This is a genomic window from Vibrio tritonius, from assembly GCF_001547935.1.
GTDB lineage: Bacteria > Pseudomonadota > Gammaproteobacteria > Enterobacterales > Vibrionaceae > Vibrio > Vibrio tritonius.
On record NZ_AP014636.1, the window covers coordinates 1,409,780 to 1,429,516 of the forward strand.

Annotated in this window: 24 protein-coding genes; 8 read left to right on the forward strand and 16 right to left on the reverse strand. The window is 44.6% G+C overall.

What is annotated here, in order from left to right; translation table 11 throughout:
• Nucleotides 1-39 precede the first annotated feature (39 nt).
• The 5 genes from JCM16456_RS21560 to JCM16456_RS21580 all read left to right on the forward strand — a co-directional run bounded on the left by JCM16456_RS21560 (nt 40) and on the right by JCM16456_RS21580 (nt 4,889).
• Nucleotides 40-819, forward strand: a complete 780-nt coding sequence (locus tag JCM16456_RS21560) for an ABC transporter permease (RefSeq protein WP_068718348.1) — start codon at nt 40-42, stop codon at nt 817-819.
• Nucleotides 816-1,856, forward strand: a complete 1,041-nt coding sequence (locus JCM16456_RS21565; protein WP_068718350.1) for an ABC transporter ATP-binding protein — start codon at nt 816-818, stop codon at nt 1,854-1,856. The genes JCM16456_RS21560 and JCM16456_RS21565 overlap by 4 nt, the downstream gene beginning before the upstream one ends.
• Complete coding sequence (locus JCM16456_RS21570) at nt 1,843-2,922, forward strand: extracellular solute-binding protein (protein ID WP_068718352.1); 1,080 nt, start codon at nt 1,843-1,845, stop codon at nt 2,920-2,922. Before JCM16456_RS21565 ends, JCM16456_RS21570 begins: the two co-directional genes overlap by 14 nt.
• A gap of 31 nt (nt 2,923-2,953) precedes the next feature.
• The gene (locus tag JCM16456_RS21575) at nt 2,954-3,775 is read left to right on the forward strand and encodes an ABC transporter permease (protein ID WP_068718353.1); all 822 of its coding nucleotides are present in this window, start codon (nt 2,954-2,956) and stop codon (nt 3,773-3,775) included.
• Between the two features lie 154 nt (nt 3,776-3,929).
• Entirely contained in the window at nt 3,930-4,889 is a 960-nt protein-coding gene (locus JCM16456_RS21580) for a transposase (protein ID WP_068718355.1), read from the forward strand.
• Between the two features lie 23 nt (nt 4,890-4,912).
• On the opposite strand, the gene JCM16456_RS21585 is transcribed toward JCM16456_RS21580, so the two are convergent.
• From JCM16456_RS21585 to JCM16456_RS21625, 9 genes are all read right to left on the reverse strand, one after another.
• Nucleotides 4,913-5,872, reverse strand: coding sequence for a D-2-hydroxyacid dehydrogenase family protein (locus JCM16456_RS21585; protein ID WP_068718357.1), 960 nt, complete (start codon nt 5,870-5,872; stop codon nt 4,913-4,915).
• Between the two features lie 59 nt (nt 5,873-5,931).
• Complete coding sequence (locus tag JCM16456_RS21590) at nt 5,932-6,453, reverse strand: RDD family protein (RefSeq protein WP_331710532.1); 522 nt, start codon at nt 6,451-6,453, stop codon at nt 5,932-5,934.
• 90 nt (nt 6,454-6,543) lie between these two features.
• Nucleotides 6,544-7,077, reverse strand: coding sequence for a GNAT family N-acetyltransferase (locus tag JCM16456_RS21595; protein ID WP_068718361.1), 534 nt, complete (start codon nt 7,075-7,077; stop codon nt 6,544-6,546).
• A gap of 96 nt (nt 7,078-7,173) precedes the next feature.
• The gene (locus tag JCM16456_RS21600) at nt 7,174-7,629 is read right to left on the reverse strand and encodes a GNAT family N-acetyltransferase (protein ID WP_068718363.1); all 456 of its coding nucleotides are present in this window, start codon (nt 7,627-7,629) and stop codon (nt 7,174-7,176) included.
• A 31-nt stretch (nt 7,630-7,660) separates the two neighbouring features.
• Nucleotides 7,661-8,083, reverse strand: a complete 423-nt coding sequence (locus JCM16456_RS21605; protein ID WP_068718365.1) for a bleomycin resistance protein — start codon at nt 8,081-8,083, stop codon at nt 7,661-7,663.
• Between the two features lie 83 nt (nt 8,084-8,166).
• Nucleotides 8,167-8,616, reverse strand: a complete 450-nt coding sequence (locus JCM16456_RS21610) for a GNAT family N-acetyltransferase (protein WP_068718367.1) — start codon at nt 8,614-8,616, stop codon at nt 8,167-8,169.
• A 141-nt stretch (nt 8,617-8,757) separates the two neighbouring features.
• A complete protein-coding gene (locus JCM16456_RS21615; RefSeq protein WP_068718369.1) occupies nt 8,758-9,330 on the reverse strand; it encodes a histidine phosphatase family protein in 573 nt (190 codons plus the stop codon).
• A gap of 75 nt (nt 9,331-9,405) precedes the next feature.
• Complete coding sequence (locus JCM16456_RS21620) at nt 9,406-10,416, reverse strand: Gfo/Idh/MocA family protein (protein WP_068718371.1); 1,011 nt, start codon at nt 10,414-10,416, stop codon at nt 9,406-9,408.
• 40 nt (nt 10,417-10,456) lie between these two features.
• Nucleotides 10,457-10,879: a GNAT family N-acetyltransferase gene (locus JCM16456_RS21625; RefSeq protein WP_068718373.1), complete on the reverse strand. Its 423-nt coding sequence runs from the start codon at nt 10,877-10,879 to the stop codon at nt 10,457-10,459.
• Between the two features lie 287 nt (nt 10,880-11,166).
• Between JCM16456_RS21625 and JCM16456_RS21630 the strand changes: the two genes are divergently transcribed.
• Nucleotides 11,167-12,519, forward strand: coding sequence for an MFS transporter (locus tag JCM16456_RS21630; protein WP_068718375.1), 1,353 nt, complete (start codon nt 11,167-11,169; stop codon nt 12,517-12,519).
• Nucleotides 12,520-12,703: 184 nt separating this feature from the next.
• Here JCM16456_RS21630 and JCM16456_RS23460 read toward each other — a convergent pair whose 3' ends face one another.
• Nucleotides 12,704-12,859, reverse strand: coding sequence for a DUF2256 domain-containing protein (locus JCM16456_RS23460; RefSeq protein ID WP_082712410.1), 156 nt, complete (start codon nt 12,857-12,859; stop codon nt 12,704-12,706).
• Between the two features lie 36 nt (nt 12,860-12,895).
• Entirely contained in the window at nt 12,896-13,213 is a 318-nt protein-coding gene (locus JCM16456_RS21635; RefSeq protein ID WP_068718377.1) for a DMT family transporter, read from the reverse strand.
• A 137-nt stretch (nt 13,214-13,350) separates the two neighbouring features.
• On the opposite strand from JCM16456_RS21635, the gene JCM16456_RS21640 reads away from it, so the two are divergent.
• The gene (locus JCM16456_RS21640; protein WP_068718379.1) at nt 13,351-14,232 is read left to right on the forward strand and encodes a LysR family transcriptional regulator; all 882 of its coding nucleotides are present in this window, start codon (nt 13,351-13,353) and stop codon (nt 14,230-14,232) included.
• Between the two features lie 100 nt (nt 14,233-14,332).
• Here the strand turns inward: JCM16456_RS21640 and map are convergent, their stop codons facing one another.
• Nucleotides 14,333-15,121 (reverse strand): type I methionyl aminopeptidase, encoded by a 789-nt coding sequence (gene map / locus JCM16456_RS21645; protein WP_068718382.1) that lies wholly within the window; start codon nt 15,119-15,121, stop codon nt 14,333-14,335.
• A complete protein-coding gene (locus tag JCM16456_RS21650) occupies nt 15,114-15,332 on the reverse strand; it encodes a ParD-like family protein (protein ID WP_068718384.1) in 219 nt (72 codons plus the stop codon). The genes map and JCM16456_RS21650 overlap by 8 nt, the downstream gene beginning before the upstream one ends.
• 262 nt (nt 15,333-15,594) lie before the next feature.
• Here JCM16456_RS21650 and JCM16456_RS21655 point away from each other — a divergent pair, with 262 nt between their 5' ends.
• Complete coding sequence (locus JCM16456_RS21655; RefSeq protein WP_068718386.1) at nt 15,595-17,610, forward strand: methyl-accepting chemotaxis protein; 2,016 nt, start codon at nt 15,595-15,597, stop codon at nt 17,608-17,610.
• A gap of 127 nt (nt 17,611-17,737) precedes the next feature.
• On the opposite strand, the gene JCM16456_RS21660 is transcribed toward JCM16456_RS21655, so the two are convergent.
• From JCM16456_RS21660 to JCM16456_RS24385, 3 genes are all read right to left on the reverse strand, one after another.
• Entirely contained in the window at nt 17,738-18,445 is a 708-nt protein-coding gene (locus tag JCM16456_RS21660; RefSeq protein WP_068718388.1) for a pentapeptide repeat-containing protein, read from the reverse strand.
• A gap of 268 nt (nt 18,446-18,713) precedes the next feature.
• Nucleotides 18,714-19,220 (reverse strand): hypothetical protein, encoded by a 507-nt coding sequence (locus JCM16456_RS21665; protein ID WP_068718390.1) that lies wholly within the window; start codon nt 19,218-19,220, stop codon nt 18,714-18,716.
• Nucleotides 19,221-19,384: 164 nt separating this feature from the next.
• Nucleotides 19,385-19,519, reverse strand: coding sequence for a hypothetical protein (locus JCM16456_RS24385; protein ID WP_269450977.1), 135 nt, complete (start codon nt 19,517-19,519; stop codon nt 19,385-19,387).
• Nucleotides 19,520-19,737: the final 218 nt, after the last annotated feature.

Genomic DNA, 19,737 nt, shown 5'->3' on the forward strand with positions numbered 1-19,737 from the left:
CTTCATGATCACAAACAATCAAATTGATTGTTTAGAGTCATGAAAAAGATCACTTATCTCTACCTTGTTTATCTCACTCTTCCTATCGCCTTGCTGGCGGTAGGATCCTTTGGCCAAAGTTGGGTTAATACTCTGCTGCCATCAGGTTTTACCTTAGAGTGGTATCAGCAAATATGGAACTCAACGTCCTATCATAGAGCACTTATCACGAGCATCGAAGTGTGTCTCGCTGCAGGGCTATTAAACCTTGTGACGGTGACGCCTTGCGTTTATCTGTTACAAGTTTACGGTTCCTCTCGTTTGAAACAGTGGTTAAGGCTGAGCGCTTTACTGCCTATCGCTGTCCCGGAATTGGTGATTGGCTTTGGCTTTATTTTGGCCTTTACCAGCGATGAACTGCCGTGGCTTGGAGCCACCTGGTTACTTATCATTGGCCATTGGGTTTTAACCTTTCCCTACTTCTTTTTTAGCCTTCTTGCGGATAGTGAGAAATCGCCGCTTGAGCAGCTAGACAAAGTCGCCCAATCGTTTGGAGCTAATGCTCTGAAACGATTTATCACCGTATTTCTTCCATTAGCAAGCCAATCGCTGATGACAGGCTTAATTACCGTAGCAGCCATTTCTCTTGGGGAATTTCAGCTTAGTAACCTGATTGCCGGCTTTATGAACCGCACCTACCCCACTTTATTGCTGCAAGCATTTTATGGCGCGACAGGTCTCGCCTGCGCTGCCACTATGATTCTACTGCTCCTTGCGATGGTAATGTCATTTCTCTCCAGCGCACAGCAGTGGTCTAAAAACAAGAGTTGTCCATCATGATTGAATTTAAATCGGTAAACTTCACTTATCCCAATAGCACTGTTGGTGTCCATGACATTTCTCTGCAGGTCAACACTGGAGAACTGATCGCCATTTTAGGCAAAAGTGGTTGTGGCAAAACAACATTACTCAAGCTTCTTGCTGGATTTGAGCAGCCTAACAGCGGCGAGATTTGGATTAACAATGTCAATCAAGCCAACCTACCTTGTGCCAAGCGTCGCCTTGGTATTGTGTTTCAAGATTATGCGCTGTTTCCCCACTATTCCGTGCTTAAAAATGTCATCTATCCATTAAAAATCAATAAGATTGACAATGCTGAGCATAAAGCTCGTCGCATGATTGAACTGGTTGGCCTGTGCGGAATGGAGCATCGTTTGCCACATCAGCTTTCGGGCGGTCAAAGACAACGCGTTGCCCTCGCACGAGCCTTAGTTTTTGAGCCTGCGGCATTACTGCTTGATGAACCGCTCTCGGCACTCGATGCTTCGTTACGCCATGAGATGCGCCAAGAGATTGTTAAGATTCAAAAAGAGCTGAATATGACCACCTTTTTGATCACTCACGATCAAGAAGAAGCCATGACCATGGCCAATCAAGTGGCGGTAATGCACAACGGAAAAATACAGCAATGTGCATCACCACTGGAGTTATACCACCAGCCCAACAGCCTAGAAGTGGCTCGCTTTGTCGGCAAGGCCAATGTTTTGCACGGTAAAGTCACAGCTGAGCATCAAGTGCTAACCGAGCTTGGTCCACTGACTGTGAATCGATCTTTAGTCACAGGGGAAAAAGTGGATCTGATTGTGCGTCCAGAACACATCCAATTAGAAACCAATCACCACGCGAGCAATCAATTCACGATTACTCGCCTGCATCAACAACAGTTTTTGGGCCACACCATGGAGTACACGCTGCAAGTTGGCGATGTCACTCTGCAAGCGTGCGCCCCGCACCTTAATCACCCATTAACACACTTATCTATTCCATCTGAATCTATTCATGTCCTGTACACGGAGACGTCACATGAAACTGCATAAACTTTCTTGCGCTGGTGCGGCACTGGCGCTTATTGCCTCTTCTTCTGTTTTCGCTCAAGCGCTGCAAGGGCCTGAGTTATACAAAGGAGAGCAACAACAATACGACAAAGCCTTAGATGAAGGCATGGTGGTCTCTTTTGACACTGGCCCAACTTGGGCAAACTGGGGAACCATGTTTAGCGCGTTTAAAAAGCGCTATCCAGGCGTAGAAATTGTTTATAACGACCTTGGTTCTGCCGCGACTGTCGTTGCATTAGATAAGTCAAAACACCGCCCTCAAGCCGATACAGCGTATTACTTTGGCGCCTCAGCCATTGATGCGAAGCAAAAGAATTTGCTGACGGGGTATAAGCCCGACAACTTTGCGCAAATTCCTGACGTGTTCAAAGACAAAGACGGAAAGTGGTTTACGATTCATACTCTTAACGTCGCTTTTTTGGTGAATAAAAAGCTCGTTAAAGAGGTACCTACCTCTTGGGCTGATCTGCAAAAAGCGCAATACAAAAACAGCATTGTCTATCAAGACCCACGCACCACTGGTCAAGGACAAGTTGTCGTACTCGCGGCTAACCTTGCCGAAAAAGGCACCATGACCAACATCAAACCAGGTGCCAATTACTTTGGTGAACTGCAGAAAAAAGGCAACGTGCTGCGCGTGGTTGGCACAACACCTTATGCTCAATTTGTTAAAGGTGAGATTCCTATTTGGATCGGTTACGAAAATGACGGTCTCAAAGCCGAGCTCAAAGACGGTATGGGCGACAACGTTGCCGTGGTGATTCCTAAAGAAGCATCATTGGCAGCGCCTTATGCTATTTCAATGGTCAAAAATGGCCCCAACCCAGAAGCAGCAAAACTGTGGTTGAACTTCATTATGTCTCAACAAGGGCAATCGATCTTTGCCGAAGGCTATGTTCGTCCAGTTCTCACCAACATGGCCTTGCCTGATTCGGTGAAAGATAAGTTAGTCAAAGCACCACAAATTCAGCCACTGGATCTCAATGCGGCGGCAGCGATTAAATCCGACTTGGATAAAGCGTGGTCACAACAGGTACTAGGCCATTAATGACCAACCATTTAGTAGAAGGAATCAAAGCATGAAATTAGCAAAATGGGCAGTATGGTTTCCGATGCTTCCCGGACTCTTAGGCTACGGATTGTTTTTCCTGTTTCCTGTCATATTGGTATTTTCAGAGGCGCTCAGTGCGCCTCTTGAAACCTTTAACCGGATGATATCAGACAGCTACCTACTTTCGAGCATCGGTGGAAGCTTGGTACTTGCTGGCAGTGCGTCATTGATGTCACTCTTGGTTGCTCTGTTTATCGCCTATTTTCTTAGTCAAACTTCACCACGGATGAGGCAATGGCTCAGTATCGCAATTGCACTTCCCCTCGTGTTCAGTGGTTTGATTGTTGCTTACGGCTTCATTCTTACTTTCGGTCGCGCAGGATTTGTCACCCAACTATTGGGACAGATTGGCATTCCCGAAGGACAATTTGGTAATGTGATCTTTACGCCAGTGGGCCTTGCGATGGTATATTGCTACTACTTGATCCCACGAGCCGTGTTTATTTTGCTCCCAGTGATACTTAACTTTGACTGGCAACAGATGAAGGTTTCCGAAAGCTTCGGGGCAAACCGCTGGCAGAGTTATCGTTACGTATTCTTACCACAACTCTATCCAGCAATGATCACCTCACTCTGCGTAATGGTCTCCGTCGCGTTAGGCGCCTATGGTACAGCACTGGCGTTATCGGGAACTCAGCTCAATATTTTACCTCTGGCTATCTACAGCAAAATCTCCGATGGCGGCACCGATTTCCCAGTTGTTGGTATGCTATCCCTGTTATTGGTCGGCCTGTGTGTTTTGTTTACATTACTTGCCGATAAACTCAAGCAACGCCTAGAAGCCATGTAATAAAATGCCTGTCCTTCTCTTGCAGGGACAGGCACTTTTTTAGAAGGACAGGCACCTCAATTTTTGAAGTCACTCGCATTCACCTCTATCACGGCTATTCCTTCGATAATTTCTTCGCCAATCTAGAGATTCTTATCTCAACAGGTCTTTCGTTATGACTACAGCCAGAAGCAAGCAAATCGACCTAACTGTTACGCCTTATTATCACTGTGTATCGCGCTGTGTGAGGCGAACATATTTGTGTGGGTTTGACGAGAAAACTCAGCAATCTTATGAACATCGTCGTCTCTGGCTAGAACAAAAAATTCATCGTTTGGCACAAATGTACTGCATTGATATCTGTGCCTATGCAGTCATGAGTAATCACTACCATCTGGTAGTACATGTAAATAAACAAAAGGCATTAGCGCTATCGGAGCAAGAAGTAATGGAAAGATGGTCGATGGAACACCAACTCGACCCGCTACTCGCTCGTTATCAACAAGGCAGGATGACAGATAAAACTAGCGTGCAGGTTTGTCAGGGAATCATCGAAAAGTGGCGAGAAAGGCTTTACTCACTCAGTTGGATGATGCGAGAGCTCAATATGTCGATCGCGATGATGGCCAACAAAGAAGATGATTGCACAGGACACTTTTGGGAAGGTCGTTATAAATCCCAAGCATTGTTAGACAAAAATGCGCTCTTAGCCGCCATGACGTATGTTGATCTCAATCCCGTTCGCGCAAAAGCGGCGGCAACACCTGAAGACTCTGAACATACCTCGATAAAACTGCGTATCGAAGCGCAGAAAAAGGCCCAAACGACACCTGATTCACTACTCCCTTTTATAGGAAATGAGAGAGAATCGCCCCCTATTGGCATCCCTTTTCATTTGAATGATTATCTGCAATGGGTGGATTGGATCGGCAGGCGAGTACGCAGCGATAAATTGGGTCATATCGATGCAGACTTACCTAATATTTTGCAACGATTAGACGATAGCCACCCTCAGTTTCCGGATATCTATAATCAATTAGAGCAACGTGGCTGCTTATGGGTTGGAAGCCAAGATAAATTACATCACGCTAAAATGCAGCTAAACCGGCAGCGCATTCAAGGGATTGCCGTCTAACCACATGCTTTGACCTAAGAAACTCACAAAACCAAATTCTGCGGGCTTCCCTTGGCGTATTGCACCACATTTTCAAAGGCTTTGCCGAAATAAAGCTCATAGCTGCTCTGCTCTACATAACCTAAGTGCGGTGATGCAAGAACATTTTCTAGTGTCAGCAACGGCTCATTAGCAGTGGTCGCTGGCTCATTAGCATAAACATCAATAGCAGCCTGTTTTGAGGGATGTTTTAACAGCGTTTGGTATAAAGCCCCATCTTCTACAAGCTCTGCTCGGCTGGTATTCACAAATAGCGAATCGGCCTTCATCAATTCAAGATCAGCACTCGTTACACATGCTTTGGTGACTTCGTTTAAACGAAGATGTAAAGAAACAATATCTGCCTGAGTAAAAAACGCTTGTTTTGATTCAGCCGCATCAAAACCGTCTTGAACTGCCTTTTCTCTTGATGATGCACTGCCCCAAACCAAGACATTCATACCAAAGGCTTGAGCAAATTTCGCGATGCGCTGCCCGATTTTCCCATATCCCCAAATACCCAAAATTCGGCCATTAAGCGTGCGTCCCAGCCCTAGCGATCCTGAACTTTGCCAGTTACCTTGCTGTAATTGATTCACGTACGCAGGAATATGGCGCGACGCAGCCATAATCAGCGCCCAACAAAGCTCTGAGGGAGCCACGGGAGAGCCAACTCCTTCTGCGACATCAACACCATATTGAGCACATAGTTTAGGATCAATATGTTGGCTCACCTTCCCTGTTTGGCTAATCAATTTTAAACAAGGGAGACGTTCTAACAAAGCCGACGTAATCCACGTTCTCTCACGGATGAGGACCAAAACTTCGACGCTTTGTAAGCGTTCAATAAGCTCATCTTCGCTGTAGGTTTGATTCAATACCTGAACGTCATGGTCCGCTAAGAGCGAAAAACAATCAAGGCGACGCACGGCATCTTGATAATCATCCAATATGGCAATTTTCATAGAAATCAAACTCCTAGCAAAAGACTTAACGTGCCTGTCCTTCTAACTAATCTACGCATTTAAAAGTGCCTGTCCTTGTAAAAAGGTTTCACCGCCTTGACCACAACCGTGCCGGCGATAAGATCATGCCAGCCTTGTTTTCGGCTACTGAAAGCTATCCAGAGAAAGCCAAGACACAATGGAAAAGCGCTAATGTAATAACCAATATAACGAATAACTGAGCGACCAATACCAATCGGCTCACCTGTCGTGGCGTTCACAATCTTCAACTTCAAGATCATTTTGCCTGGAGTTGCTGAGCGATACACCCAGAAAATCATGGTGGCGATAAATGGGAAAATCCAACTAATACCAATACTTGAACTTGCTTGCATCTGCATGCCATTTGCCCAATTGAAATAGCTATAGGCAGAATCGGCAAACGGAAGAGCCACCAGCAACATCAACACAGTATCAATAATTGATGCGCCTAAACGAATCCAAAAACCTGCGTAAACCAGCATTTTGTCTTCCACGTAATATCCTTCTATTTTGTTACGTTGATACTGAGCATTCTGTTGGCTAGCGTTTTCACTTGTCATCAAAAGGAAACCGAACTTACTGTACCAATTTAGAGTGCCTGTCCTGCTAATATTTTTAAGATGCCTGTCCTTATATTAAATATTTACTGACTATCTTTCTTTAGCCAAACCATAAATCGCATGGTCAACAATGCGACCATTGAGATTTTCAGCACGGGTAATGATACCTTCTAACGTAAACCCTAACCGTTCACACAAACTGCGGCTGGCCTTGTTCCCTTCTGCGGCCGCAATCTCCACTTTTTCCATCTGATACTCTTCAAAAGCCACTTCAATTAACTTACGGACGACTCGAGTCATGATGCCACGGCCTTGATAGTCTTCACGTAACCAATAGCCGATTTCGACTTTCTTTAAATTATGATCGATGGAGTTAAAAGAGACTGTGCCAACAATCTGCCCTGAGAAAATCACCGAACAGGTTAACGATTTGCCTGCCGCATAGTTTTGCAGTGACGTTTGGATAAAGCTGAGGAAAAAGCCTTCGCCATCAGCGTGTTCTGGCCATGCAAGCCATTGACTAAGATAAGTTCGCTGCTGGGCGACGATGTCATAATAGATTTTAGCAAATGAGGGCTGAATCAGAGCCAAACGTAATTCTTGGTCGATGTCGAGTGTAAACATAGGTTCTCCTTTACCACTATGTAGACGATGATGAGTTAAGGTGCCTGTCCTTCTAAGAAAGCAAGAAACAGCGGCGGAATTAAAGTGCCTGTCCCGCTAAGGAAGAACATATTCCAGTAAGGGCAACTGGCGGTTTTGTGGTTTACTAAACTCTTCACCTATGCGCTTGGCACCTAAATGAAGATAAAAACCGGCAGCATCGGGGTCAGATACAATCGTAAAACGGGCTATGCCTAGTGCTTGGCATTGACAAAGAATTTCTTTGAACACTTCGCGGCCAAGCCCTTTCCCGGCATAGTCTGGCAACAGCCATAGGTGGTCGAGATAGTTTGTCTCACCTTGCAACAAAGCAAAGAAACCAGCAATGTTATCCTCCACCACAACCAATTTGACCGTATTCGCCGTAATGTACGATGGCTCGATGCGTAAATCTTTACGCCAAATATCCAGCTGTTGCCGAGAATAGCCCCAATACCCTTTTGATTCGATGGCGATATCACTGAGCAATTCACCTTGCTCTGGTAGCGCATCTTTAAAAGTAATCTTTTCCATTACAACCTCTTGGGGTTATTTGAATAAGGTTTTAAGATTTGGTTTTTTCACCCAAATACTGGCTAAAGCGCAGCAGATAACCGTCGGGGTCTTGCACGAGAAATTCGCGCTGACCAGATAGCATATCGCCAACGTCATACCAGCTCTCTTTCATCTCGCGATACAGCGCAATTTGTGCCGATACCAAACGGCCATGCACAGGCGCAATATCGGCTAACTCTATTTGGAAATTGATCCCACGCCCTAACGGAAACTCAAGCGCCCCAGTGTTCCAACCCGATTCGTGAATTTGTTCCAGCATCAGTTGGACATTTCCCATATCGAGATAAGCAAAATCTGGATTTGAACGTTGGTTACGAATCGAGAAGCCCAAAATCTCACAATAGAAATGCAGTGACTTGGAAAAATCGGTCACTGATAACTCAGGAACCATTGGGTTCCAATACTCTTCCATAAGTTCCTAACCTATTATTTAAAAACAATAAAAGAGCAGAATACGTTGTCAGAGAGAAAATAAACAGTGCGAATCGTTATCTATCAATGTGAAAGCGTTTTACCTAGGCAAATTGAGAGTGTGCTAACGCGATATTTACCAAAAGGCGCTATTGGTCTAAATCCTTTTGCTAAGTAGAAATCCACTGCGGTTTGATTGACTAAACGAGTGGAGAGAATGACTTGATGAAAACCAAGCTCATTCGCGATAGCAAGCAATTGCTTTAATACAAAGCTGCCACCACCTGATATTTTTGAATAAATGCGTTTTAGTTCTCCAACACTTGAAGAGTGAGAACGTAAAGCACCGCAGGCAACAGGCTTATTGCCAAGATAGACGACCAATTGAACCGCTTCTTGACTGGTTCTAGCGGCGTGCGTAAATGAACTTGCACCAGAATCACCGGTTAACTTAGTCAGTACCTGATTCAACTCGCCTGCTAATTGACAAAAATCAGCATCATCTTCCATGACTTGTCGACAATGAAAATCCATTTAGCCTCCGATGCCGCTAGGTAAAATCAATTGCATGAAGCGTCACTTATTATCATTTGACTCAGCTAAGTGATTCATCGGTGCCCAAGCTAATCTCATAGAGCACGCGCTCTCCTCCTGACGTTTAATAGACAAGATGTATCACTTGGTCACATCAATCATACGGACAAACGTAAACGCATTGTTTTCAAAGCGATATTCAAAAATCGCGCAGTTGGGAATGCCATTTTTAAGCACTTCTTCGTGGTTTTCATGCCAATGCATCAAAAACTGTTTGCATGAACCGGCATGAGATACTGCTAAAACCGTATTGTGCTCCGGCTTTTGCATGATCTCAGTACATGTTGCTACCACACGTTCACGCACTTTGGCTTTCGCTTCTCCGCCAAATTGCACGTAGTAGGTTTCTCGCATATCGATATTTGGGTGCAAATCTTCGCTTTCTGATTCGTAGGTACCGAAATTGATCTCTTTAAGTCCTTTTAAGCGCTGATAAGGCATTTGTTGATGCGTCACGATTTCTGCGGTATCACAGGCACGTTCAGAAGAAGAGCTGTACAGGTGATCCAATTTGATATCGTCGAAAAAACGCGACGCCATCTTTGCTTGTTCAATACCGGTTTCAGTTAGAGGGGAATCGCACCAGCCTTGGATTTTACGTCGTACGTTAAAAAGGGTTTGCCCGTGGCGCATTAAGTAAAACGTCGTTGCCATCAATCTTATTCCTTAAACTTTAAATTCTTGTATGTGTGTTTCTTTTAGTCACTGCGTTAACTTTTAATCATGGCGTTAAGAAGAAGGGTTGGGGATTACAAGGTGAGCAAAACCGTGAGCTTTCAACAATTGCTCCATGATCTCAATCACTTTGCGACTGGTCGCATGACAAAGCAGTGGCGATTGCGTCTCCCGCTGCAGGATAAGCCCTGATATATGATCAATTTCGTGCTCAAAGCCACCGCCCTGCACCTCGGGTTCGAGTTGGTACGTTTGGCCTTTGTACGCAATATCGATACGTTTGGGGTTCCACCATTTTTCTGCAATGGTGATTGAAAGTTCAGGACCTTTAATCACCGCATAGCGCGGCAGGTCTTTGGTAATTGAGCCGCCAATCCGACCTTGAATTACCCCATCAAAAAGACACTCCACGGTCTGATCAACAGCAATATCTGGGTAGGTTTGGGTTATGGTTGTGCGCGGAAAAGGAACAGGGTGGCCGAGCACTCGGCATAAATCAGCAAACAGCCACAACCCATACACGCCAACATCCAGCGTTGCGCCGCCGGATAACGTTGCATCAAAGATACGCAGCTGCGGATCGTAGGGATGAGCACCACCAAACGCCGCTTCAATCGAGGTTACCTCAGGTTGATGCTCTATCAAAAACTGGCATAGCTGCTGATAAGCAGGAAATGCCACTGATTTCATCGCCTCAGCCAAAATCACGCCATTGTTAACGGCCAATTCAGCCATCGCATCCCATTGTTCAACACAAATGAATGCTGGCTTCTCAACCAGAACATGTTTTCCGTGGCGCAAAAAAAGTGCCACCAGCGGCAAATGGGCGGGATGAATGGTAGCGACATAAACAGCGTCAATCGAAGAGTCGCTAGCCAATTCGTCATAAGAGCCATAAGCTACTTTACAACCATATTGGTCAGCAAAATCCTCGGCGCGCTGCTGCTGTCTTGCCGCAACAGCACTTAAAACACCATATTGACTACTATTGACTAAATCGGTGGCAAAGCGGTGCGCAATTGCGCCTAATCCAGCTATGCCCCAACGTATTTTCTGCGTGGTCATCTCATCTCTCTTGTCACGTTATTGCTGCTTTAAAAGCGAATTATTTTAAGTTCTTTTCCATTGCTAAATGAGGGATGCCTGCTTCGATAAATTCGTCACCAAAAGAGACAAAGCCCAATTTACGATAGAAGTCGACCGCATGGATCTGAGCCCCTAGATAGACACGAGGATAACCTTGTAACTCAGCTTCTTTGATTAATGAACGCACCACCTGAGCGCCAACACCTTGACCACGGTAAGCCGCTAAAACAGCAATACGACCAATATGCCCGTCGGCGAGTAAACGACCAGTTGCTACGGGTTCACCGTCAATGGTAATGAGGGCGTGTAGCGCATTGGCATCGCATCCATCAAATTCAAGCGTTGGATCGATGTCTTGCTCTTGAATAAAAACTTCATCACGTATGGCACGAATTTGTGGCGCATACTCTTCGTTATAACTCACATTGGTTATGAACAGCATTACTATCCTTTTGACTCAATTACCAAATTACTTAGAGAGACAGCATACCCAAATGTGCAATCAGTGGGTAGTCAGATAAACGAAACAGGTTAATTAGTTGTGTTTCTCTTTCTTGCACTTTTATCCTTACATTACAGTTTTTCTGTCGAGGAAATAGCAGAGACAAGGTATGATGTTCGTATACAGACTAGCCTTAAAATCAACAGCTAAATTCAGAGATCTATGCCTGACTGAAAGCTATCGAAGTAAATGACTTTATCTTAGTAAAAAACGAGACTGAACTTTTCATGACAACAAACGACGGTTTACCCATGCCACAACGCATTGGAGCGGTACTCACCATTGCATTGGGTATTACTATGGCAGTGCTTGACGGCTCGATTGCCAATGTGGCATTGCCCACTATCGCTACCGAATTAAACACCACCGCCGGTGCTTCCATTTGGATCGTCAATGGCTATCAATTGGTCATCACCATGACCTTACTTTCGTTGTCTTCGCTAGGTGATATTGTCGGCTATCGTCGCATTTACAAAATCGGCTTAGTACTGTTTTCTGCGATGTCGTTATTGTGCGCCCTGTCTGATTCACTATTGACCTTAACTTTAGCGCGCGTAATGCAAGGTTTTGGCGCAGCTGCGTTAATGAGTGTCAATACCGCGCTTATTCGGCTGATTTATCCTAAAAGTAAATTAGGCCGAGGGATGGGGATCAACGCTTTAGTGGTCGCTATTTCCGCGGCCGCAGGACCAACCGTCGCGGCGGGGATTCTCTCTTTTGCCTCATGGCAATGGCTGTTTGCGATTAACGTTCCCGTTGGCATCGTTGCCTTGCTACTAGCGCTTAAATATTTGCCAGCCAATGATTCTATAGGTGGGCGTAAATTTGATGCGGTGAGTGGCGTGCTTAACGCTCTGACCTTTGGTTTGTTCTTTATTGCATTAACCAGTTTCTCTCATCAACAAAACCTTTTATATGTCGGATTTGAGCTGCTGGCAACGTTGATCGTCGGCTTTATTTTTGTCCGTCGTCAACTCAGTAATCCCTTTCCTTTACTCCCTGTAGATTTACTGCGTATTCCGATTTTCTCTTTATCCATTTGTACGTCCATTTGCTCTTTCTGTGCCCAGATGCTGGCGATGGTTTCCATCCCTTTCTATTTTCAACGCACGTTAGGACTAAGCGAAACAGAGACAGGTTTGCTGTTAACCCCATGGCCACTGGCAACAATGGTGTTAGCGCCGATTGCCGGACGCTTGATTGAAAAAGTCCATGCGGGAATTTTAGGCGCGATAGGCCTTGCGGTGTTTGCTTGTGGGCTTTTCTCATTGGCGATGTTACCAACCTCTCCCGATTACCTTGATGTAGCATTACGCATGGCACTGTGCGGTGCAGGCTTTGGTCTATTTCAGTCACCAAACAATCACACCATTATTAGCGCTGCGCCACGTAATCGCAGTGGCGGTGCCAGTGGCATGTTAGGTACGGCGCGATTGGTAGGTCAAACATCAGGCACGGCGCTGGTTGCTCTACTGTTTAACCTTTTTGCTGACAATGGTACTCACATTTCGCTTATTACCGCAGGCTCATTTGCTTTAGTGGCTGCGGTAGTAAGTGGCCTACGTTGGAAAGCGCATTAAGTTTATACCAATGAACTTGAAAGGGAATGCCATTCCTGCCGTCATTGAGCTTGACCTGTGCTCGTTTATGAAGCGCTGAAGTCTGCATCTTGAGGTCATTTGGGTATAAAGGGATCATTCCCTTCAAATAAAGAGACCACCTCTTCGGTGGTCTCGAAAACTCATGACTCTCTTGAAACATTGATTAATGATTTACAGAACGACGGTTACGGCGACAACGCTCTGAGCAATAACGCACACTTTCCCAGCAGGTTTGCCATTTTTTGCGCCAGACAAAGGGTCTACCACAAACTATACAGATTTTGCTGGGCAAATTGGTTTTCTTTGGCGTTTTGCTCATCCTTGGTTCCTTGTCGTCGCTTCTCACCTCTTTAGCTTAATGAGCCAATTTAAGAACAGCTACTCCGGCGATGATAAACATCACTCCAATGTAACGAAACATTGAAGTTGGATCGCCATAACATAACACGCCAACAAGAAATGTCCCTGCAGCACCAATACCAGTCCACACCGCATAGGCAGTGCCCATCGGAATGGTACGCTGCGCTAAAAACAGCAGTGACCCACTGATGACCATAAACGCAATGGCCATCAAAATCCCCATCCACTTCGTTGATTCGGATTGCGCGAATTTCAAACCGATCGGCCAGCCAATTTCCGTTAAACCCGCTAACAGTAAATACCACCAACTCATAGATTCACATCCTCTTAAACAGTTTGATTGTTAACTCACAAAACCAACTATTGGTAGATTATTTATCGCGTGAGATTGCGAAGTATAGTATCAATGATTATGATGAATAAAAGTTAATAACTATCGAATATTTTCATATGTTAAGTCTTGAGCAAATTCGCATGTTGGTGTTGTCTGCAGAGCTAGGATCCTTCTCCGCTTGTGCCAGAAAAATGGGCAAAGTTCAGTCTGCCGTTAGCCATGGTATCAATACCTTGGAGATCGATTTAGGTGTGGAATTATTTGACCGCAGCGCTCGTAATCCGGTACTCACTCCAGCCGGCGAACGTTTACTCCGCAGTGCAAAAACCTTGGTAGCGCAATCGGACGATCTTGAGCGTATGGCCAATTCAATTCATCACGGAGAAGAAAGTTCGCTGATGGTGGCTTATGATGATGGTCTATTTACCCCCAAACTGGCACAACTATTTAATGAATTTTCTAACCAGTTTCCCTATATTCAATTAGATCTGCGAGGCTGTACTTCTACCGATATCAGTGATGAAATTGTGCATGGTGAAACCGACTTAGGCATTATGTTTTCTGAAATAGAAACCATCAAACAAGTCGATTTTTGTTACGTAGGCAGTATCGATTATATTGCGGTGTGCCACCCTAGTTTCCCCTTAGCAACTCACACAGTCACTTCGGCATCAGATCTGACGCCATATCGCCAAATAGCGGTACGTGGTAGAAAAAAACAAGAATCTCAGTCTCTTATTACCTTATCACCAAAAGTGTGGTGGTGTTCTAGCTACCACACAGTGATGGAATTGGCGAAAGCGCAAATTGGCTGGGCTTATTTACCTGCTTTTATGGTAAAAGAGGCAATAGAACAAGGAGAGTTAATCAATATTCAGGTGGCGTTTGACCACAAACCTTGGTCGGTCCCCGTTGATTTGGTCTTTAAAAAAGGAGCCAATTGTGGTCCAGCGTATCAATGGCTATTTGATGAACTTAAACGAACTTATGCAGGATAAATAACGTAATTTAGATTAAAAACACAAAAAGCAGCAGAGCGATGACTCGCTTTGCTGCTTAGTGGTATCGCTTCACTTTCAGTATTTTCTCAACTCTAGATTAACCAATCCGAGGTAAAACTTCTTCTTTACGGTAAGTAAGCACTTCATAACCGGTTGGTGTTACCAGAACGGTATGCTCAGATTGAGCAGATAACTTTTTATCTCGGGTAACCACGGTCCAACCATCTCGTTTATTTTTGATTTTCGCCGTGCCCTGATTGATCATCGGTTCGATGGTAAAGGTCATTCCCTCTTTTAACAGCATACCTGTATTGGCTTTGCCGTAATGCAGCACGTGAGGAGCTTCATGCATCTCTTGACCAATGCCATGACCACAATATTCGCGGACTACACTGTAACCATGAGTTTCAGCATACTTTTGAATTGCGTAACCGATATCGCCTAACCGAGCGCCCGGTTTTACCTGACGAATCCCTTCCCACATCGCTTCGTAAGTCGATTTAACGAGCTTTCTCGCTAATGGATTGGCATCGGGCATCACGTACATTTTACTTGAATCGGCAATGTAACCATTTTTCTCTAAAGTAATATCTAAGTTAATGATATCCGTTGGTTTGATCACCTCTCCCTCTTTGGGCATACCGTGACAAACCACCTCATTCAGAGAGGTATTCAAACAGTATTGGTAATCGTACTGACCTTTGCTCGCCGGGCGAGATTTCAGCTCATTAACAATAAAGTCTTCCACTTTGTCGTTGATGTTCATGGTCGTGATACCCGGCTTAACAAAGTCATCAAGCATGGCAAATACCTGAGCCAGCAAACGGCCTGATTCTCTCATCAGCTCAATTTCATCAGCTGATTTAATCGTTACCACCTCACTCATCAACCACTTCCTCTGCTGAAAAATCCATCGGTAGTTCGACATTTTTCATCAACTCATTGATGATTTCGTTAAACGACATCTGCGGATTTGTCTCAGCTAACATACCGATTTTCATCCAAAATTCGGCTTGAGAATTTATCGAACGCAACATGACGGCGCTTGCTGTACGAATTTCTTCATGCAGTTGATCTGAAATTTTTACAATACCCATAATATACGCTTTATATACATAACATATACGAAGTGTATTCTTCTGATGACCAATGTCAACCAGTACGGATACGTATCTTGTTGCCACTACAGCAATTATTCCCCCCTGTTTTATACGCCGGATAACATCACGTCTGAAGCACAAATAAACTTACACATCGGTATTTCCCATCTATATTTTTTCTATTGACCAATTCAATAAAGACTTAAGTCAATAGTCACATCATTGTTGTGCCATGTTGCGAACAGGTTTGAGGGAACACATGAAAATTAAGACCAAAATATTGGCAAGTTTTGCCGTGTTAACACTGCTCATGGGGGCAATCATCTTTAACGCCTTAAAAGGGATTAATTCGCTGCAAGCGGAACTCGACTATATTATTGGTCCGGCGTGGTCAACGGCAGATGGTGCGATGGAAACTACCATTGAAATCCAGGGTCAGATGCTGGCGTTGAACAAACTTACTGAAGGTGCCTCTTTCACTGAAATCGATGGCGAGTTACAAGAGCATATTAGCAACGCAGACTTGGCCTTAAATGAAATGTTCAGTGCTGCTTTAATCCCTCAACAGCAAATTGACACCCTTAAAGCCTTTTATTCTCGCTATCAGCAATCTCGCGACAATCTGATTAAGACTTATCGTAACTTCGCTCAAGCCAAAGAGAACTTCCATCAAAAATCTAACCAGATTGTTGAATTTGGCAAAGAGTTGGAAGAAGTCGGGGACCAAGCGGTGGAATACTTAGAATCCAATCCCAACGAAAAATACAGCTGGGCCGATGAAATCGCTCCACGCTGGGCGGCAGCCGATGGTGGGATGGAGTCAAATATCGGCTTACTGTGGAAACTATATCATCTCGAATCATTGCTAGATTCAGGGGATATTGAGCAAGGACGTGCCGACATTAAAGAAGCGAACCAATTCCAGATGGATGCAGCCAACGAGATGTTTGCCACTCCTACGTTTGACCGTAATGTGGGTGGGAAATGGGGCAACAAGAGCTATAAAGAAGTGTATTTGGCACTAAGCCAAGAGCATCAAACCGCTCTTGAACAACTGCTTTCCGCGTTTGATAACTATCAAAAATCCAATCATACCTACGTTCAAGCCTCTAATGCATTAATTGATGATATGGTGAAAGTAGAATCGATGGCCGACGAAACCGTCGACAGCCATAAATCGATTATCGATAACGTGAAATCGACCCTACAACAAACGATTATGCTTACCATCATCATCGTTGTCTCTATCGCAGTGGCCTGTTCAATTTGGCTCACACGCTCTGTGCTTAAACCGATTGCTCGCGTCCAATCCAGCCTGCAAGACATCGCCGACGGTGATGGTGATTTAACCAAACGAATCGAGATCGAATCGAATGACGAATTGGGCGAATTGAGTAATACCTTTAACCGTTTCATCGGCAAAATTCAGTCGCTAGTCAAACAGACTCGGCAATCTATCGACCAAGTGAGTGGCGAAATTAGTACCTTCAGTCGCACTTCCGAACAAGCCAGTAATTTAATCAAGCAGCAAAACAGTGCAACAGGTCAAATGGTGAATACCATTGATGGCGTGCTTGCCAACGCAACAGATGCCGCCCAAAGCGCCCGTAGTGCAGCCGAATTGGTGAAAAGCATTGAAGGCAACACACAGCGCACCTTAGCGAGTGTGATGAGTGCGACCAAAGAGGTTAATCATTTGGTTGAATTGGTTAAACACGGCACTGAGGTGATAGATTTTGTGAAAAGTGATGTCGTCAACATCGGTACTGTATTGACCGATATCAGTGGCATTGCAGAACAAACCAACTTACTGGCACTCAACGCAGCAATTGAAGCAGCCCGAGCAGGTGAACAAGGGCGCGGCTTTGCGGTCGTAGCGGATGAAGTACGTAATTTGGCGAATCGAACTCAACAAAGCACTCAGGTGATCCAAGAGCGCATTCAGAAGCTGCAACAAAGCGCCGATGAAGCAGTGAGCGTCATGAATGCCTCACAAGAAAAAGGTCAAAGTACCGCAGAGACGACCACGCAAGCGCTAGAAGCGCTCGATATGGTGGTGAGAGAAATTTCGCACATCGCATCGATGAATGTGCAGACGGCCAATGCGGTCACCGCTCAAGAGCAGGAAGCGCATAATCTATCGCAGAACGTTAATCACATTAACGATCTCTCATCGAACACCGCCAGCCAAGTCTCTGAAACCGTACAAATTACCCGCTCGATTGCGAATTTGCAGCAGCAACTGCAGCAACAAATTGCCAATTTCAAGGTATAAATCGACTCCCTCCCAAATGGACAAGGGCAAGCTCATGCTTGCCCTTGTTACTTGCTCTGACTCGTTATTACTTGCGCTTAGAAATTGGCTCGTACCCTTTAATCACCGACATCATTGGGCGTTATGGTTAGGCAATGCGCACCACGCTAGTTAAATTCAAAGTTCTGGCTTGATACTCATTCACATAAGCACCAACCAATTGAGTGGTAGCTTGATTCAGGTGCAGCACATCCGCTTCACGCAAGTCAGAGTATGACAGATCCCAATCCACGGCTTCGCATGCATTAACCAGTGACCCTGAGAAATTACAGTGCGACATCACCACTTGATTGACTTTAATATCACGCAGCTGGCAATCGGTTAGGTTGACACCATCGATCATAAGGTGGCTTAACTCCATACCTTGGCAATCACATTGACGCAATGTTAATTGGCTTTGAGCTGTCGCAGTACCTGCAAATACGGCGTTAGAGAGCACCATATGAGATAGCTGACAAGACTCTAGGCGCAGGCCAACCGCCTCAACATCTCGCCACACCGCATGGCTTAAGTCACACTGCTGGAATAGAGCACCACTTAGGTTTGACTTAGAAAAATCACACGGAGTCGGCGTCGAGACAAAAACACATTCACTAAAATGCACACCGCTCAAATCAGCTTCGATGAAAGAACATTCGACAAATTCACACTGCTGAAAAGTCATTCCAGCCAAACTTTGTTGGCTAAAGTTGACCTGATGAAAGCGAATAGCCGTCAATACTCGGCCATGAGTAGCAATTAAGCGACTCACCTGCTGCACATCGGCAGCCTGATAGTGATGAAGTATGTGTGTCATAGTAGCGTCATTTCTCTTGGGCAATGCAAACAAGGATCTCGCTCATCGCTCTTAACTGAAACACCTCAAGGGGTGCTATCAACAGCAAGAACCTCGTTTTAAAATCAATTTGCCGTATAGAATATCCGTTGCTATCAGCTAAGTCTCTAATCGATTGAGCAAAAATGGGACTTTATTGATCTTTTCCCACTGTTTATAAAAAAACATGGTCAGTTAAAAACAGACCTTACAGGGAAAGAAAAAACAAGCGATGATGACATTGCCCCTATCACTGGAATTCTGCGTATTGTTTGAGAAATTCTTGCTTATCGAACGGCAGCACGATCGGCTGTTTACTAAACCATTTTGTTAACGGCCTTGTATCCAGTGTATCTAAGGCTTTGCCAAGCTTTTGCTGGGGCTTAAAGCGAATAAAATCAATCCACTGCTTCAGTTCTGTGCCTGTTTTGTCATAAGCAGAATAAGCAACTAACGCTGAATTGTACTCTTTTAGCTCTTCACCATAACAGGTGCTAGTCGCCATATATTCCAAATACGATGCCGCAGCGTATTTCTGCTCTTTTGTCAGCGAAATGAACCAATCATCTTCAATCTTGTTGAGATATCCACGGTTTTTATTGCATTGCTCAATCTTCATTTCAAGATTAATTTTCGCTTCATCTTTTTGCTGCTCTAGGTACTGTTGCCAAGATAGACTATTCGCGCTCAGGGGGGCAATGAACAGTAAAGCGCAACATATCGTTTTTATCGGGTTAAACCTTTTTTGATTCGTCATTCTTGTTCCTAACGGTATTCGAAGCACAGCGCTTCTACCACTCATTTAGGCTGTCAGTGTATGAACTATCGAATAATTGACGTCAAAACCCGCACAATTTACTGTCATTTCAACGCAATAAATTACCACCCCCCTTTATACCCAAGTAACCTCAAGATACGGTTTCAGCGAATACAACTCGCCCTTTGGGAGCTCATCAACAAGCCGATTTCTGCGCCCAATGACGTTGAAAGGGAATGACCAATCCTTCCATCATTAAGCTTGACCTGTGCTCGTTGATGAAGCTCTGAAGTTTGCATCTTGAGGTCATTTTTATAAAAAACATCTGCAAATTAGCAAAATATATAAACCATTTAATTTCAAACATTTATAGTTACAAATGCGATATTTAGTCAAGATAATTTTGAAGTGCATCAAACAATCATATAAAAGGGATAGATTTTTTATTGCGCATTTTTTCTTCTGGTCCTAATATCACGCTGCTTCTTGATGATAGCCAATCCGAGTACATCACAAG

What these genes read in the sequence shown, in the direction of transcription:
- JCM16456_RS21610 (WP_068718367.1), bottom strand. Translation starts at nt 8,616, where the DNA reads ATGGATTTTCATTGTCGACAAGTCATGGAAGATGATGCTGATTTTTGT.
- map (WP_068718382.1), bottom strand. Translation starts at nt 15,121, where the DNA reads ATGAGTGAGGTGGTAACGATTAAATCAGCTGATGAAATTGAGCTGATG.
- JCM16456_RS21600 (WP_068718363.1), bottom strand. Translation starts at nt 7,629, where the DNA reads ATGGAAAAGATTACTTTTAAAGATGCGCTACCAGAGCAAGGTGAATTG.
- JCM16456_RS21665 (WP_068718390.1), bottom strand. Translation starts at nt 19,220, where the DNA reads ATGACGAATCAAAAAAGGTTTAACCCGATAAAAACGATATGTTGCGCT.
- JCM16456_RS21570 (WP_068718352.1), top strand. Translation starts at nt 1,843, where the DNA reads ATGAAACTGCATAAACTTTCTTGCGCTGGTGCGGCACTGGCGCTTATT.
- JCM16456_RS21615 (WP_068718369.1), bottom strand. Translation starts at nt 9,330, where the DNA reads ATGGCAACGACGTTTTACTTAATGCGCCACGGGCAAACCCTTTTTAAC.
- JCM16456_RS21630 (WP_068718375.1), top strand. Translation starts at nt 11,167, where the DNA reads ATGACAACAAACGACGGTTTACCCATGCCACAACGCATTGGAGCGGTA.
- JCM16456_RS21650 (WP_068718384.1), bottom strand. Translation starts at nt 15,332, where the DNA reads ATGGGTATTGTAAAAATTTCAGATCAACTGCATGAAGAAATTCGTACA.
- JCM16456_RS21655 (WP_068718386.1), top strand. Translation starts at nt 15,595, where the DNA reads ATGAAAATTAAGACCAAAATATTGGCAAGTTTTGCCGTGTTAACACTG.
- JCM16456_RS21605 (WP_068718365.1), bottom strand. Translation starts at nt 8,083, where the DNA reads ATGGAAGAGTATTGGAACCCAATGGTTCCTGAGTTATCAGTGACCGAT.
- JCM16456_RS24385 (WP_269450977.1), bottom strand. Translation starts at nt 19,519, where the DNA reads ATGCAAACTTCAGAGCTTCATCAACGAGCACAGGTCAAGCTTAATGAT.
- JCM16456_RS21590 (WP_331710532.1), bottom strand. Translation starts at nt 6,453, where the DNA reads ATGACAAGTGAAAACGCTAGCCAACAGAATGCTCAGTATCAACGTAAC.
- JCM16456_RS21595 (WP_068718361.1), bottom strand. Translation starts at nt 7,077, where the DNA reads ATGTTTACACTCGACATCGACCAAGAATTACGTTTGGCTCTGATTCAG.
- JCM16456_RS21635 (WP_068718377.1), bottom strand. Translation starts at nt 13,213, where the DNA reads ATGAGTTGGTGGTATTTACTGTTAGCGGGTTTAACGGAAATTGGCTGG.
- JCM16456_RS21575 (WP_068718353.1), top strand. Translation starts at nt 2,954, where the DNA reads ATGAAATTAGCAAAATGGGCAGTATGGTTTCCGATGCTTCCCGGACTC.
- JCM16456_RS21585 (WP_068718357.1), bottom strand. Translation starts at nt 5,872, where the DNA reads ATGAAAATTGCCATATTGGATGATTATCAAGATGCCGTGCGTCGCCTT.
- JCM16456_RS21660 (WP_068718388.1), bottom strand. Translation starts at nt 18,445, where the DNA reads ATGACACACATACTTCATCACTATCAGGCTGCCGATGTGCAGCAGGTG.
- JCM16456_RS21620 (WP_068718371.1), bottom strand. Translation starts at nt 10,416, where the DNA reads ATGACCACGCAGAAAATACGTTGGGGCATAGCTGGATTAGGCGCAATT.
- JCM16456_RS21565 (WP_068718350.1), top strand. Translation starts at nt 816, where the DNA reads ATGATTGAATTTAAATCGGTAAACTTCACTTATCCCAATAGCACTGTT.
- JCM16456_RS21580 (WP_068718355.1), top strand. Translation starts at nt 3,930, where the DNA reads ATGACTACAGCCAGAAGCAAGCAAATCGACCTAACTGTTACGCCTTAT.
- JCM16456_RS21560 (WP_068718348.1), top strand. Translation starts at nt 40, where the DNA reads ATGAAAAAGATCACTTATCTCTACCTTGTTTATCTCACTCTTCCTATC.
- JCM16456_RS21625 (WP_068718373.1), bottom strand. Translation starts at nt 10,879, where the DNA reads ATGCTGTTCATAACCAATGTGAGTTATAACGAAGAGTATGCGCCACAA.
- JCM16456_RS21640 (WP_068718379.1), top strand. Translation starts at nt 13,351, where the DNA reads ATGTTAAGTCTTGAGCAAATTCGCATGTTGGTGTTGTCTGCAGAGCTA.
- JCM16456_RS23460 (WP_082712410.1), bottom strand. Translation starts at nt 12,859, where the DNA reads ATGAGCAAAACGCCAAAGAAAACCAATTTGCCCAGCAAAATCTGTATA.